Annotated in this window: 17 protein-coding genes; 13 read left to right on the top strand and 4 right to left on the bottom strand. The window is 65.3% G+C overall.

Annotation, left to right across the window (positions count from 1 at the left end; all coding sequences use genetic code 11):
- The 9 genes from AC1DT2_RS06740 to truD all read left to right on the top strand — a co-directional run.
- On the top strand, nt 1-1,555 hold a 1,555-nt coding region (locus AC1DT2_RS06740), incomplete at its 5' end, for a CTP synthase (RefSeq protein WP_477295331.1).
- The gene (kdsA, locus tag AC1DT2_RS06735) at nt 1,552-2,382 is read left to right on the top strand and encodes a 3-deoxy-8-phosphooctulonate synthase (RefSeq protein ID WP_046967322.1); all 831 of its coding nucleotides are present in this window, start codon (nt 1,552-1,554) and stop codon (nt 2,380-2,382) included. The genes AC1DT2_RS06740 and kdsA, both read left to right, overlap by 4 nt.
- Nucleotides 2,383-2,449: 67 nt before the next feature.
- On the top strand, nt 2,450-2,833 hold the full coding sequence (locus AC1DT2_RS06730) for a hypothetical protein (protein ID WP_477295329.1): 384 nt from the start codon (nt 2,450-2,452) through the stop codon (nt 2,831-2,833).
- 10 nt (nt 2,834-2,843) lie between these two features.
- Entirely contained in the window at nt 2,844-4,142 is a 1,299-nt protein-coding gene (gene eno, locus AC1DT2_RS06725; protein WP_477295327.1) for a phosphopyruvate hydratase, read from the top strand.
- A gap of 8 nt (nt 4,143-4,150) precedes the next feature.
- Nucleotides 4,151-4,495, top strand: coding sequence for a cell division protein FtsB (ftsB, locus tag AC1DT2_RS06720; protein WP_063571589.1), 345 nt, complete (start codon nt 4,151-4,153; stop codon nt 4,493-4,495).
- On the top strand, nt 4,495-5,184 hold the full coding sequence (gene ispD, locus AC1DT2_RS06715; protein WP_477295324.1) for a 2-C-methyl-D-erythritol 4-phosphate cytidylyltransferase: 690 nt from the start codon (nt 4,495-4,497) through the stop codon (nt 5,182-5,184). The genes ftsB and ispD overlap by 1 nt, the downstream gene beginning before the upstream one ends.
- Nucleotides 5,184-5,657, top strand: a complete 474-nt coding sequence (gene ispF / locus AC1DT2_RS06710; RefSeq protein WP_063571591.1) for a 2-C-methyl-D-erythritol 2,4-cyclodiphosphate synthase — start codon at nt 5,184-5,186, stop codon at nt 5,655-5,657. Before ispD ends, ispF begins: the two co-directional genes overlap by 1 nt.
- Entirely contained in the window at nt 5,654-7,081 is a 1,428-nt protein-coding gene (gene mgtE, locus AC1DT2_RS06705; RefSeq protein WP_477295322.1) for a magnesium transporter, read from the top strand. The genes ispF and mgtE overlap by 4 nt, the downstream gene beginning before the upstream one ends.
- 13 nt (nt 7,082-7,094) lie before the next feature.
- Nucleotides 7,095-8,111, top strand: a complete 1,017-nt coding sequence (gene truD, locus AC1DT2_RS06700) for a tRNA pseudouridine(13) synthase TruD (protein ID WP_477295320.1) — start codon at nt 7,095-7,097, stop codon at nt 8,109-8,111.
- Between the two features lie 96 nt (nt 8,112-8,207).
- On the opposite strand, the gene AC1DT2_RS06695 is transcribed toward truD, so the two are convergent.
- Nucleotides 8,208-8,750: a Smr/MutS family protein gene (locus AC1DT2_RS06695; protein ID WP_046967315.1), complete on the bottom strand. Its 543-nt coding sequence runs from the start codon at nt 8,748-8,750 to the stop codon at nt 8,208-8,210.
- Between the two features lie 115 nt (nt 8,751-8,865).
- Between AC1DT2_RS06695 and surE the strand changes: the two genes are divergently transcribed.
- From surE to AC1DT2_RS06675, 4 genes are all read left to right on the top strand, one after another.
- Nucleotides 8,866-9,648: a 5'/3'-nucleotidase SurE gene (gene surE, locus AC1DT2_RS06690; protein WP_063571595.1), complete on the top strand. Its 783-nt coding sequence runs from the start codon at nt 8,866-8,868 to the stop codon at nt 9,646-9,648.
- Nucleotides 9,649-9,697: 49 nt separating this feature from the next.
- The gene (locus tag AC1DT2_RS06685; protein WP_063571598.1) at nt 9,698-10,333 is read left to right on the top strand and encodes a protein-L-isoaspartate(D-aspartate) O-methyltransferase; all 636 of its coding nucleotides are present in this window, start codon (nt 9,698-9,700) and stop codon (nt 10,331-10,333) included.
- A 29-nt stretch (nt 10,334-10,362) separates the two neighbouring features.
- The gene (locus tag AC1DT2_RS06680) at nt 10,363-10,971 is read left to right on the top strand and encodes a YqaA family protein (protein WP_213948333.1); all 609 of its coding nucleotides are present in this window, start codon (nt 10,363-10,365) and stop codon (nt 10,969-10,971) included.
- 194 nt (nt 10,972-11,165) lie between these two features.
- A complete protein-coding gene (locus AC1DT2_RS06675; protein WP_477295333.1) occupies nt 11,166-11,996 on the top strand; it encodes a peptidoglycan DD-metalloendopeptidase family protein in 831 nt (276 codons plus the stop codon).
- Between the two features lie 158 nt (nt 11,997-12,154).
- Here the strand turns inward: AC1DT2_RS06675 and panE are convergent, their stop codons facing one another.
- The 3 genes from panE to AC1DT2_RS06660 form a co-directional block, all read right to left on the bottom strand.
- Entirely contained in the window at nt 12,155-13,090 is a 936-nt protein-coding gene (gene panE, locus AC1DT2_RS06670; protein WP_477295317.1) for a 2-dehydropantoate 2-reductase, read from the bottom strand.
- 7 nt (nt 13,091-13,097) lie between these two features.
- A complete protein-coding gene (locus AC1DT2_RS06665; RefSeq protein ID WP_063574178.1) occupies nt 13,098-13,475 on the bottom strand; it encodes an Mth938-like domain-containing protein in 378 nt (125 codons plus the stop codon).
- A gap of 6 nt (nt 13,476-13,481) precedes the next feature.
- The coding region (locus AC1DT2_RS06660) for a YhbY family RNA-binding protein (protein ID WP_477295314.1) at nt 13,482-13,686 on the bottom strand (205 nt) is incomplete at its 5' end.

Below are 13,686 nucleotides of genomic sequence, written 5' to 3'. Positions count from 1 at the left end.
GTACATCAACGTGGATCCGGGCACCATGAGTCCCTTCCAGCACGGTGAGGTCTATGTCACCGACGATGGTGCCGAGACCGACCTGGACCTGGGCCACTACGAGCGCTTCGTCCGCACCCGCCTCACCGGCAAGAATTCGATCACCGCCGGCAAGATTTACGAATCGGTCATCCGCAAGGAACGCCGCGGCGACTAYCTCGGCGCGACGGTSCAGGTSATCCCGCACRTYACCRACGAGATCAAGCATTCCATCCACGAGGCGACGCGCGGTTACGACGTGGCGCTGGTGGAAGTCGGCGGCACGGTGGGCGATATCGAATCGCTGCCCTTCCTCGAAGCCATCCGCCAGTTGCGCATCGAGCACGGCGCGGAGAAGTGCATGTTCGTGCACCTCACCCTGGTGCCGTATATCAAGGCCGCCGGCGAGATCAAGACCAAGCCCACCCAGCATTCGGTGAAGGAGCTGCGCTCGATCGGTATCCAGGCTGACGTGCTCCTGTGCCGCTGCGAAGAGCCGTTGCCGGACGCCGAGCGCCACAAGATCGCGCTGTTCACCAACGTGCCGAAGAACGCCGTCATCAGCACCATCGATGTCGACGTCATCTACAAGCTGCCGATGTGGTTGCACGAGCAGGGCCTGGACGATCTCGTCATCAAGCGCCTCGGCCTGGACGCTGGTCCGGCCGACCTCTCCAGCTGGATCCGCACGGTGGAAGCCGTCGAGCATCCGCGCGACGAAGTCAACGTGGCCATCGTCGGCAAGTACGTCGAACACAAGGATGCCTACAAGTCGCTCGCCGAAGCGCTGCGGCATGGTGGTATCAACCAGTCCGCCCGGGTGAACCTGCACTGGGTGGATTCCGAGGATGTGGAAGCGCGCGGCGCTCGCACGGTGCTCGGCGATGCCGACGCCATCCTCGTGCCGGGCGGCTTCGGCAAGCGCGGTTTCGAAGGCAAGATCCTCGCCGCCCAGTTCGCTCGTGAAACCGGCATCCCGTACTTCGGCATCTGCTACGGCATGCATGCCGCCGTGGTCGAGTTCGCGCGGAACACGGCCGGACTCAAGCAGGCGGATTCGAGCGAGAACGATCGCAACACCCCGGATCCCGTCATCGCGCTGATCACCGAATGGACAACCGCCACCGGCGAAACCGAGCAGCGCACCGAGCGTTCCGACCTCGGTGGCACGATGCGCCTGGGTGCGCAGGAATGCCGCCTCAAGGCCGGCACGCTGGCGCGTGAGCTCTACGGCGAAGACGTGGTGCGCGAGCGCCACCGTCACCGTTACGAGTTCAACAACCGTTATCGCCAGTCGTTCGAAGACCTCGGCATGGTCATCTCGGGCAAGTCGATGGACGATCTCCTGGTGGAAATCGTCGAGCTCCCGCGTCACGTGCATCCGTGGTTCCTTGGCTGCCAGGCGCATCCGGAATTCACCTCCACGCCGCGCGAAGGCCATCCGCTGTTCATTGGCTTCGTCCGCGCGGCCCGCGAGTACAAAGCCGTCCGTGACGGTGAGAAGCTCGCCATCCGTTCCGAGGAGTCCGCTGCATGAAGCTCTGTGGTTTCGAAGTCGGCCTCGACCAGCCGCTGTTCCTGATCGCCGGTCCGTGTGTCATCGAGTCGATGCAGCTCCAGCTCGATGTCGCCGGCAAGCTGAAGGAAATCACCGATCGCCTCGGCATCAACTTCATCTTCAAATCCAGCTTCGACAAGGCCAACCGCTCGTCCGGTGGCAGCTTCCGCGGCCCCGGCCTGGAAGAGGGCCTCAAGGTGCTCGACGCCGTAAAGAAGCAGATCGGCGTGCCGGTGATCACCGACGTGCACGAATACACGCCGATGAACGAAGTCGCCGCCGTGGTCGACGTGCTGCAGACCCCGGCATTCCTCTGCCGCCAGACCGACTTCATCCAGAATGTCGCGAAGGCTGGTAAGCCGGTGAACATCAAGAAGGGTCAGTTCCTCGCCCCCTGGGACATGAAGAACGTGGTGCAGAAGGCCTTCGATGTCGGCAACCACGACATCCTGGTCTGCGAGCGCGGCGCGAGCTTCGGCTACAACAACCTGGTTTCGGACATGCGCTCGCTCGCGGTGATGCGCGAGACCAACTGCCCGGTCGTGTTCGACGCCACCCACTCGGTGCAGTTGCCGGGCGGGCAGGGCACCAGTTCCGGTGGCCAGCGCGAGTTCGTGCCGGTCCTGGCGCGCGCGGCGGTGGCAGTCGGTGTCTCCGGCCTGTTCGCCGAGACCCATCCTGATCCGTCCAAGGCCCTCAGCGACGGCCCGAACGCCTGGCCGCTCGACCAGATGGAAGAACTGCTCGAAACCCTCATGGAGCTCGACGGCGCTGTAAAGCGTCGCGGATTCAAGAACCACGCTTGATCGTTCCTCCGGAACGGTATGATTGACGGTATAGCGGGGCCGCAAAGGTCCCGGGGAGACGGGCTGGATGGTCGAGGACAACGGGATCCACGTCGCGGGCGAACCTCGCCAGCGTGCGGCACGCCTGCCGCAGTCGGGTCACGGCATTGCCTCGTTCGTCATCAGCCTCGTTTCCGGGCTCGTCGTTCTCGCCGGCATTTCCTTCGCTGCGCTCATGGTCGCCTCCGGCGATCCCGAGCAGCACATGGAGGTGTTCGGCGTCGTCGGCCTCGTTCTCTGCGCCTTTCTCATCCTTGCCTTTGTCGGCCTTGTGCTGGGCATCGTCGCCCTGCGCCGGCAGGACCGCCGCCGTACGTTCGGCGCGATTGGCCTGGGACTCAACGCTTTCATCCTGATCGGTACCGTGGGGCTCGCGCTCCTCGGTACTTTCTTTCGTCATTCCAACTCATAACGGGAACCGCATGACCACCGATATCACCAAGATCCACGCCCGCGAAATCCTCGATTCCCGCGGCAATCCGACGCTCGAAGCCGAGATCACCCTGGCCGACGGTTCGTTTGGCCGCGCGGCTGTTCCCAGCGGCGCCTCCACTGGCACACGTGAGGCCGTGGAGCTGCGCGACGGCGACAAGAAGCGCTATGACGGCAAGGGCGTCACCAAGGCGGTCGGCAACGTCAACAACCAGATCGCCAAGGCGCTCGTCGGGTTCGACGCGGCGGACCAGAAGGGCCTCGATAAGAAGCTCATCGCCCTCGACGGCACCGACAACAAGGGCAACCTGGGCGCCAACGCGCTGCTCGGTGTTTCCATGGCTGCCGCCCACGCCGTGGCCGCTTCGAAGAAGCAGGCACTGTGGCAGTACCTGATGGTCGACGGTGGCGGCTCGCTGCCGGTKCCGATGATGAACATCATCAACGGCGGTGCACACGCGGACAACAACGTCGACGTGCAGGAGTTCATGGTGCTGCCGGTCGGCGCGCCGAACTTCGCCGAGGCGCTGCGCTACGGCGCCGAGATCTTCCATGCGCTGAAGTCGGTGCTGAAGGGTCGCGGCCTGAACACGTCGGTGGGCGACGAAGGCGGCTTCGCGCCGAACCTCAAGTCCAACGTCGAAGCGCTCGATACCATCCTCGAAGCCGTGAACAAGACCGGCTACAAGGTCGGTAGTGACATCCTGCTGGGCCTGGATGTGGCCAGCTCGGAGTTCTTCAAGGACGGCAAGTACGACCTCGAAGGCGAAGGCAAGGTGTTCACCCCGGAGCAGTGGGTCGATACGCTGGCTTCGTGGTCGAAGCAGTACCCCATCGTCACCATCGAAGACGGTATGGCCGAAGGCGACTGGACGGGTTGGGCGCACCTCACCAAGGCGATCGGCGAAGGCATCCAGCTGGTCGGCGACGATCTCTTCGTCACCAACCCGAAAATCTTCCAGGAGGGCATCGACAAGAAGATCGCCAACGCCATCCTGATCAAGGTCAACCAGATCGGTACCCTGTCCGAGACGCTCGAAGCGATCGCCATGGCGCATCGCGCGAAGTACGCGGCCATCGTGTCGCACCGCTCCGGCGAAACCGAAGACACCACGATCTMGGACATCGCCGTGGCGACCACCGCGACCCAGATCAAGACCGGTTCGCTGTGCCGCACCGATCGCGTGGCCAAGTACAACCAGCTGCTGCGCATCGAGGAAGCCCTCGGCGCGAAGGCCCGCTACGCCGGCCGGGATGCGTTCCCGAGCCTGTCCAAGCTGCCCGGCTGAGTCGTGCCTTGAGCAACGCGGCACTCCTGCGCTGGATCGGCCTGATCCTCGTCATCGTCCTCATCGCGCTGCAGCTGAAGCTGTGGGTCGGCGGTGGGGGCATGGCCGAGGTCGATTCCTTACGCGCATCGGTCCAGAAGCAGACCGAGGAAAACGCGACGCTGCTCAAGCGTAACCAGGCGCTTGCCGCAGACGTGGAAGATCTCAAACACGGTGAACAGGCGACGGAAGCGCGTGCGCGCCAGGAGCTTGGCCTGATCAAGCCAAACGAGACCTTCTACCAGATCGTCGAGCCGGGAGCGGCGACCAGCGCGCCGCCGCCTCCGCCGCCCGTCGGTCCTGGCACGCAGTGATGGATGCGCTGTGGTGCGTGGTTCCGGCCGCCGGCAGAGGCGTCCGGGCCGGTGGCGATCGGCCGAAGCAGTACCAGCCACTTGTCGGTCGCCCCTTGCTCGATCACACGCTCGAACGCCTGGCGGCGCATCCCTGCATCGCCGGGCTGGTCGTCGTCATCGCGGCGGACGACCCCCATTTTTCTGCCGTCGACGCGATCGGCGGCAAGCCGCTCATCACTGCCATCGGCGGTGGTGAACGCAGCGATTCCGTTCTGGCCGGCGTGCTCGCCTTGCCGCCCGCCGTCGCGCAGGATCACTTCGTCCTGGTCCACGATGCCGCGCGGCCGTGCGTGCGTGCCGACGACATCACGCGCCTGATCGACCAGGCAGGCAGCGGGGAGGGTGGTCTGCTTGGCGCCCCCCTGCGCGATACCCTCAAGCGGGCAGACGCAGGCTGTCACAGCACCGCCACCGAACCGCGCGAAGGTCGATGGCGGGCATTCACGCCGCAGATGTTCCGGCGCGGCGCACTGGCGCATGCACTCGCCCTTGCCGCCGCGGAAGGTATCGTTGTCAGCGACGAAGCGATGGCGATGGAGCGCACGGGCGTCATGCCGTTGCTCGTGGAAGGTTCGGAAGACAACATCAAGGTGACCACGCCGGCGGATTTCGCACTGGCGGAGTTCCTGCTCGGGAGAACTCGTTAATGCGTATCGGACAAGGATTCGATGTCCACGCCTTCGGTGAAGGCGACCATGTGATGCTTGGCGGCGTGCGCGTGGCGCACTCGCAGGGCGTGCTTGCGCATTCGGACGGCGATGTCGTCCTGCACGCGCTTTGCGATGCGCTGCTCGGCGCGCTGGCACTGGGTGATATCGGCAAGCATTTCCCGCCGTCGGACGAAGCGTGGCGGGGCGCGGATAGCCGTAGCTTCGTTCGTGCCGTGGCGAACATGCTCGCCGAGCGCGGCTACTCCCTCGGCAATGCCGACATCACGGTCATCTGCGAAGCGCCGAAGGTGGGGCCGCACGCGCAGGCCATGCGTGAGGTTATCGCCGCCGATCTCGGTGTCGACATCGACTGCATCAGCATCAAGGCGACCACCACGGAAACCCTCGGTTTCACGGGGCGCCGCGAGGGCATTGCTGCCCTGGCGACGGTGCTGGTCCAGCGAGCATGAGCGAAGGCGAGTCACGCGCCGCCACGCCGCGCCTGCACGACAGGCTGGAGGCGATTACCGATCTGCTGCGTCGCCGTGAAGGCTTGCTGGCGTTCGCCGGCGCGGCGCCCGATCGTGATGACTCACCCCTCGGCGCGGCCGATGCGCAGCTCCAGGCACTCCTCGACGGCCTGCATCCGGCCGATCTCGCCGACGTGTTCGAATCGTTACCGCTCGAAGACCGCCTCGCCGTCTGGCAACTGATTCGCAGCGACCGCGACGGTGACATCCTGCTCGAAGTGTCCGACTCGGTGCGCGAATCGCTCATCGCGGACATGGACGACCGCGAGATTCTCGCCGCGGTGGAACCGCTGGATGCCGACGAGCTCGCTGACCTCGTCGACGATCTGCCGACCGAAGTGCTGCCCGAACTCATGGCCAGCCTCGACGCGCAGGACCGCGAGCGCGTGCAGGCCGCCATGTCCTACAAGGACGACCAGGTTGGCGCGCTGATGGACTTCGACATGGTCACCATCCGCGAAGACATCAGCCTCGAAGTGGTGCTGAGATACCTTCGTCGTTTCGACGAGTTGCCCGCGCAGACCGACAAGTTGTTCGTGGTCAATGGGGACAGCGTGCTGACCGGCGTGCTGCCGCTGCACTGGTTGCTGGTGAACTCACCGGACAAGATGGTCCACGACATCATGGCGCCGGACGTGAATACGTTCCGCCCGGAAGACGACGCGTACGACGTGGCCCAGGCCTTCGAACGCTACGACCTCGTCACGGCGCCGGTGGTCGATGCGGGCATGCGCCTGATTGGTCGTATTGCGGTGGATGCGATGCTGGACTTCATTCGCGAGGAGAGCGAGACCGAAGCGCTGTCGCGCGGCGGTCTGCGCGAAGAGGAAGATATCTTCGCCTCGGTCTGGAAGTCCGTGCGCAACCGTTGGGCGTGGCTTGCGATCAACCTGGTCACGGCCTTCGTCGCTTCGCGCGTGATCGGCCTGTTCGAGCACTCCATCGAGAAGCTGGTCGCGCTGGCCGCGTTGATGCCCATCGTGGCCGGTATCGGTGGTAACTCGGGCAACCAGACCATCACCATGATCGTTCGCGCCATGGCGCTGGATCAGGTGGGTCCTTCGCAGGTGCGCCGGCTCTGGCGCAAAGAACTGGGCGTATCCTTGTTCAACGGCCTGGTCTGGGGCACCGTGATCGGCATCGCCGCATGGCTGCTCTACGGCAATCCCGCGCTTGGCCTGGTCATGACGGCCGCCATGACACTGAATCTCCTGCTCGCCGCCTTCATGGGCGTCGGCATTCCCATGCTGATGGTCAAGCTCGGTCGCGACCCCGCGCTGGGCTCCAGCGTGCTCATCACCGCCGTGACCGATAGCGGCGGTTTCTTCATTTTCCTGGGGCTGGCGACTATTTTCCTGCTCTAGAAGGCCGCAAGACATGACAGACAACGAACTTCCCTTCGCCTTCGGCGCCCCGCCGCTGCGTGGCCGCCTGCGTTCCGCGCCCGAGGATTTCTTCGTCGAGGAAATCCTCGGTTACGAAGCCGACGGCGCTGGCGAGCATGCGTTTCTCCTGGTGGAGAAGCGCGGCGCGAATACCGAGTGGGCGGCGCGCGAACTCGCCAAGTTCGCCGGCATCCAGCCGATGAATGTCGGCTACGCCGGCATGAAGGATCGCCACGCGGTCACGCGCCAGGTATTTACCGTGCACCTTCCGGGCAAGGCCGATCCCGACTGGTCGGCGCTGCCGTCCGATGACTTGAAAATCCTTTCCTCCGCTCGTCATTCGCGCAAGATCAAGCGTGGCGCCCTGCGCGGCAACCGTTTCGTCCTGGTGCTGCGTGAGGTGGAGGGAGATCGCGCTGCAGCCGAAGAGCGCCTTGATGCGATCGCGAAGCGCGGCGTGCCCAATTACTTCGGTGAGCAGCGTTTCGGCCTCGGCGGCAACAACGTGGCGCAGGCGAAGCAGATGTTCGGTGGTCGCCGCGTCGATCGCGACAAGCGTTCCATCCTGCTTTCGGCCGCACGCTCGCACATCTTCAATGGCGTGCTGGCAGAACGCGTCGGGGCAGGGCAGTGGGACACACCGATGGAGGGCGAGATCTGGTCGCTCGAGGGTTCGCGTTCGTGGTTTGGCCCGGAAGCGTTCAACGACACGCTGGCGGAGCGTCTCGCGCGTTTCGATATTCATCCGTCCGGTCCGTTGTGGGGTGACGGCGAGCCGCCATCGGCCGGCGCGGTCGGTGAACTCGAGCGCGCGGTGGCTGCGCGTGACGAGGATCTGGCGAAGGGGCTGAACGGGATTCGCATGGATCAGGAGCGTCGCGCGTTACGCTTGCTGCCGCGCGATATGACGTGGCGCTGGCTCGACGATGGGGCGCTGGAAGTGTCGTTCGGCTTGCCGGCCGGGGCGTACGCGACGACGGTTCTCCGCGAAGTCGCCGTAACCCTGTAGGAGCCGATTCATCGGCGATCCCGCGGCAGCGGGCCAGTCCGCCGCCAGCACCCATTCGCCGATGAATCGGCTCCTACACAAGATCTGCGCAGGTCTTCAGCCTTTCAGCAGGACGACGACCGCTCCCGTGCCGCCCTGCATCGGCCGCGCCGACGCAAACGCCACTACGTCGTCCCGCCGCCGCAGTAGCCGGTCCGTGAGGCCCTTCAAGACCGGGCCCGCGGCTTTCGAGCGCAGGCCCTTGCCGTGGATGATTCGCACACAGCGAATCCCATCGTGACGGCACTCGGCGAGAAACTCGGCAATCGTCATTTGCGCGGCGGCGGCATTCATCTGGTGGAGGTCCACGTCAGCCTGGATGCTGAACTGGCCGCGCTTGAGCTGTTTCAGCAGCTTCGGCGGGTAGCCGTCGCGCAGATACGACAGTTCTTCACCCACTTCGAGATCGGCAGGGTCGTAGTCGAACAGCAGCGACTCCGCCGGGACGGCGGCCTCGTCGGCATCGCGCATGTGCGGATACGGTTCGGGGCGCGGGCGCTCCGGCAGCGACTCCACGGGCGCCATGGGCCGAACGTCGCCGATCGCCTCACGAAAGAGCCGGCTATCGTCGTCATGCAGGGGTGGCGTGCGTCGCTTCATTGCCCTCATCCTAGCCGCGTTTCGTGAATCCCGCTGCCCGCTCCGGTAGACTTGGACCGGTCGGGCGGCCATGTCGATATAGGGCCGCCGCACCCGATTTTCGATCTGGATCAGCATGCAAGTTCTGGTTAGCAACGACGACGGCGTGGAGGCTCCGGGCATCCGGATTCTCGCCGGGCGTCTGGCCGAGTTCGGCACGGTGACCGTGGTCGCCCCCGACCGCGATCGCTCTGGCGCAAGCAATTCGCTCACCCTCGATGCGCCCATCCGTGCCCACCGCATGGAGAACGGCTTCTACCGCGTTTCGGGCACCCCGACCGACTGCGTCCACCTGGCGCTGGCCGGTATGCTCGACCATGAGACCGACATCGTCGTCTCAGGGATCAACAACGTCGCCAACCTCGGTGACGATGTCATCTACTCGGGCACGGTGTCGGCGGCCATGGAAGGGCGGTTCCTCGGCCTTCCGGCTATCGCCGTTTCCCTGGTGACCAGGGAAGGCTCCGGCCGTCACTTCGATTCGGCGGCAAGCGCGGTGTTGATGATCATGCGTCGCCTGATCGTCGATCCCTTGCCGGCGGACACCATCCTCAACGTCAACGTGCCTGACCTGCCGTGGGCGGAAATCCGTGGGTTCGAAGTGACCCGGTTGGGCAAGCGCCATCGCGCGGCGCCGGCCATCCGCACGGAAGATCCGCGTGGCCGCACCATGTGGTGGATCGGTCCGCCGGGCGAGATCGACGATGCCGGCCCCGGCACCGATTTCAACGCGGTCAGCCGTGGTTTCGTCTCGGTCACGCCGATCCACACGGATCTCACGCGCTTCCAGGCGCTGGAGAAGGTCAGTAGCTGGATGCTCCCRCTGTCTTCGGCGATGGACAACGAGGAGGCGGCCTGAGGTGGTGAATCTGCATGCCCTGCCTGCGTCGGCGCTCCGCGGCGAAGGAATGACGTCGCAACGCGCACGCGACCGCCTGGTCGCGAAACTGGTCGAGGAGGGCATCCGCGACGAGCGGGTGCTCGAAGTCATCCGGCAACTGCCACGCCATCATTTCATCGACCAGGCGCTGCACTCTCGCGCTTATGAAAATACCGCGCTACCGATCGGCCATGGCCAGACCATTTCGCAGCCATGGATCGTCGCCCGGATGACCGAAGCGTTGATCGAACACGGCGTGCCCGACCGCGTGCTCGAAATCGGCACGGGCTCCGGTTATCAGGCCGCCGTACTCGCCGGCATTGTGACGACGGTGTACACGGTCGAGCGGATCGAAGAATTGCTGCGCCAGGCCCGTCGCCGGTTCCGTCAGCTCGGGATCGAGAACCTCCGTTCGCGGCACGACGACGGCAAACTGGGTTGGGAGTCGGATGCGCCCTTCGACGCGATCATCCTCACGGCCGCGGGCGATCGCGTGCCCCTGAAGCTGCTCGATCAGCTGAAGCCCGGCGGCGTGCTCGTCGCGCCGGTGGGTAGCCCGAGCCAGCAAGTGCTCCTGCGCCTGCGCAAGGGTGAGAACGGCGACGTGATCCGGGAAGAACTCGGTGCAGTCAGCTTCGTGCCGCTGCTCGGCGGCATCGGTTGATGCGCCTCCACTACAGGGAAAACCGCTGAATGCGGATGTTTGGTTCTCTCTACGAACGCGCCATCGTCTGGGCGCGTCATCGCCACGCCGTCCGCTATCTGGCGGGGCTGTCCTTCGTCGAAGCTTTCATTTTCCCGATCATGCCGGAAGTGATGCTCGCGCCGATGATGCTGGCCGAGCCGCGCAAGGCGTTCCGCTACGCGAACTGGAGCCTGCTGTTTTCACTGGCGGGCTCGCTGGTGGGCTACATGCTCGGGCACTACGCCTACGAGGCATTGAAGCCCCTCCTCGAGTCGATGCACCTGCTCGCCCCTATCGAGAAGGGCGTGGCCAGCCTGCAGGCCGACATGGCCGCGCATTCGTTCGGCCTTTACGTCGTGCTGGCGATGGCGGCGCTGCAGCCGGTCGTGCCGATGAAGTTCGTGACCTGGGCCGCCGGCATCGTCGGCGTGCCGCTGCTGCCCTTCCTGCTTTGCGTGTTGATTGGCCGGGGCAAGCGGGTCTGGCTGCTGGCCTTGCTTGTCCGGCTGTTCGGTGAACGTGCCGAACGGGTCCTGCATAAACACATAGAGTGGATAGGTTGGGCTGCTATCGTTGCAGTCGTCCTCCTGGCCGTGTGGTGGTTCCTGCTGCGATGAGTGCCCGTGAAAGGAAATCCGCGATGCTCATGATCCGCCCGCTCGCCCTGGCGGGCGTGCTGTCGGCCGCCGTGCTCGTGGCCGGTTGCGATGTCACGCGCAGTTCCGTTGTCGTCACGCGCAGCCCCGGTGGTTACACGCCCACGCACGCCGCGACGCCACCCCCGGCGCCACCGGGCGGCAGCTATCGGGTGATGAAGGGCGACACGCTCTACAGCATTGCCTTCCGCAACAAAGTCGATTTTCGCGACCTTGCCGGGTGGAACGGCATCGATTCGCCGTACACCATCTGGCCGGGCCAGGACCTGCGGCTCTCGCCGCCGGGGCACGACAACAAGCCAGCCCCGGCGCACGCCGCGCCGGTCGTCGTGGCGGCGCCGCCGCCTGGCGGTAGTCCGCCCCATGGCACGCCACCGCCCGCGCAGCCCGCCTTCCAGGCTGTGACGGACGCTGACGTAGCGCCCCCGCCCGTTCCGGCACCSGCGACTACGACGAACACGCCGGTCGTCGTGGCTGGAAAGCCTGCAGAGTCCGTCGTTCCTGTTCCGGTGCCGCCGCCGAGCACACCGAACGTGCCCGCCCCGGCACCGGCGCCTGTGGAGAATCCCTCTGCCGCCACGCCCATCGTCACCAGCGGCGCTTCGCGCAGCGCGGGCGGTATCGCCTGGCGCTGGCCTGCCGACGGCACGATGTTGAAGAAATTCTCATCGAGCGACGCCATTCCCGGTATCGAAATCGGCGGCAAGGCCGGCGACCCGGTCCGTTCCGCCGCCGATGGCGTGGTGGTCTACAGCGGCAATGGCCTGGTCGGTTACGGCGAGCTGGTGATCATCAAGCACAGCGACAGCTTCCTCTCCGCTTACGGCCACAACCGCAAGCGACTGGTCAAGGAAGGCGAGAAGGTAAAAGCCGGCCAGTCGGTCGCGGAAATGGGTTCGAGCGGCGCGACGCGCGACGAACTCCAGTTCCAGATTCGCCGCGACGGCAATCCGGTCGATCCGCTGCAGTATCTGCCGGCAAAATAGATAGGCACATGTGGGAGCCGATTCATCGGCGAATGGCAAATAAACCCGCTGCGCAGCAGCGGCACCTTCCGGTTGCTAGCCTCCAGCCCCCGCCGAAGCCAGCCCCCCCCCTGCCGAAGGAAAAGCTCGCCGATGAATCGGCTCCTACACAGAGCTGTCTAGCCTTGCCGCTTACGCCGGGCTTCAAACGCCTGCAGGTGCGCAAACGCCACCTCCAGCATCGGTGCCCTGATCCCCGCATCCCGCGCACGTCGCAACATGTCGCCGACGATGTGGTCGGCTTCGATGCGCTGCCCGGATTCGAGGTCGCGGAGCATGGACGCCGTCAGCGGCGAGCCTTCCTGCGTCAGCGTTTTCCAGGCAAATGCGCGGGCGTTATCTGGCACGGCGTGACCCGACGCGCGGGCCACGGCCAGGCATTCCTCGTACATCTGCTCAGTGAGTTGGCGACCGTCGTCCGTGGCGACGATGTCGCCGACGCTGGCGCGGAACAGGCAGGTTGCGCCGGCGAGGGTGGCGAGGAAGGAGAACTTGGCCCAGAGATCGCGTTCGATATCGGATGAGTGCGTGTGGTCGACGTTCGCCTTGGCGAAAGCATCCGCTATGGCCCCACAACGGCCGCCATGATCGTTACCGTCGCGCTCGCCGAAGGTCACCGATGCGCCGTTGCCAAAGTGCAGGATCTCGCCCGCCGGCCCCTTCGCGGCACTGATGACGCACATGCCGCCGATGACCCGGTCCGGACCAAAGCGATTGTCGAGCACCGGATAGTGGGCCAGCCCGTTGAGGATCGGCAGGATCGCCGTGGCCTCGCCGACCGCCGGGTCGATCGCCTCGATCGCCGAATGCAGGTCGTACGCCTTGCAGGAAAGAAGGACCAGGTCGAAAGCGCCTGCCGCGGCGACCGTGTCGGCCGTGACGTGTTTCACCGTCAGGGTGGCATCGCCGAACGGGCTTTTTATGATGAGTCCGTTCGCATCCAGTGCCCGTGCCCGGTCTGGTCGAACCAGGAACGTCACGTCCGCGCCACCTTGGTGCAGGCGACCGCCGAAGTAACCGCCGGTCCCGCCGGCCCCGAGAATGAGGATGCGCATGGCGTTCTTAGCCTTGGGGCAGGATGAAGGCCGCCAGGACCTTACGGCCCTCACCGGCCAGGAGACTGTAGGTGCGGGCGGCCGAGCCGTTGGTCATCGCCTCGACGCCGATGCCCTGACGCAGGAAGCCGGCCATGACTTCAGCAGGCGGAAAGACCTGGCGCTCGCCGGTGCCGATGATGACCAGCTCGGGCTTCAGGTCCGCGATGAGAGCGACATCGGCCAGGGTGAGCTGCTTCGCGTCGGTTACAGGCCAGTCTTCCACGACCTTTTCCGGGGTCAGGAGGAGGCTCTTGTGAAAGTCGCGGTCGACGATCGTGACCGTGTTCGCGCCCACCCGGCGCACGAAGAGGTACTCGCCAGGGTGCTCGAACGAGAGGTCCATGGCGGGTTACCGGGGCAGGGCGAGCTTCGGGTCCTGCTCGTTCCGGCGGAACAGGACGACGATATGGCCGATTTCCTGGACCTTTTCGGAGCCGGTCTGGCTGGTCAGAAAGTCGATCTGGGCCTGGCGCTCGTCCTTGTCGCCTCCGGAGAGCTTGACCTTGACCAGCTCGTGGATATCCAGGGCCTGGGCGAGCTCCTTGGCCACGGCC

Source organism: Luteibacter sp. P4_E6, assembly GCF_056401535.1.
This window is presented reverse-complemented; position numbering and strand designations above follow the sequence as displayed.

Excerpts from the sequence above, each read along its gene's own strand:
- kdsA (WP_046967322.1), top strand. The coding sequence starts at position 1,552 with ATGAAGCTCTGTGGTTTCGAAGTCGGCCTCGACCAGCCGCTGTTCCTG.
- AC1DT2_RS06730 (WP_477295329.1), top strand. The coding sequence starts at position 2,450 with ATGGTCGAGGACAACGGGATCCACGTCGCGGGCGAACCTCGCCAGCGT.
- ispD (WP_477295324.1), top strand. The coding sequence starts at position 4,495 with ATGGATGCGCTGTGGTGCGTGGTTCCGGCCGCCGGCAGAGGCGTCCGG.
- ispF (WP_063571591.1), top strand. The coding sequence starts at position 5,184 with ATGCGTATCGGACAAGGATTCGATGTCCACGCCTTCGGTGAAGGCGAC.
- mgtE (WP_477295322.1), top strand. The coding sequence starts at position 5,654 with ATGAGCGAAGGCGAGTCACGCGCCGCCACGCCGCGCCTGCACGACAGG.
- truD (WP_477295320.1), top strand. The coding sequence starts at position 7,095 with ATGACAGACAACGAACTTCCCTTCGCCTTCGGCGCCCCGCCGCTGCGT.
- AC1DT2_RS06695 (WP_046967315.1), bottom strand. The coding sequence starts at position 8,750 with ATGAAGCGACGCACGCCACCCCTGCATGACGACGATAGCCGGCTCTTT.
- AC1DT2_RS06685 (WP_063571598.1), top strand. The coding sequence starts at position 9,698 with ATGACGTCGCAACGCGCACGCGACCGCCTGGTCGCGAAACTGGTCGAG.
- AC1DT2_RS06680 (WP_213948333.1), top strand. The coding sequence starts at position 10,363 with ATGCGGATGTTTGGTTCTCTCTACGAACGCGCCATCGTCTGGGCGCGT.
- panE (WP_477295317.1), bottom strand. The coding sequence starts at position 13,090 with ATGCGCATCCTCATTCTCGGGGCCGGCGGGACCGGCGGTTACTTCGGC.
- AC1DT2_RS06665 (WP_063574178.1), bottom strand. The coding sequence starts at position 13,475 with ATGGACCTCTCGTTCGAGCACCCTGGCGAGTACCTCTTCGTGCGCCGG.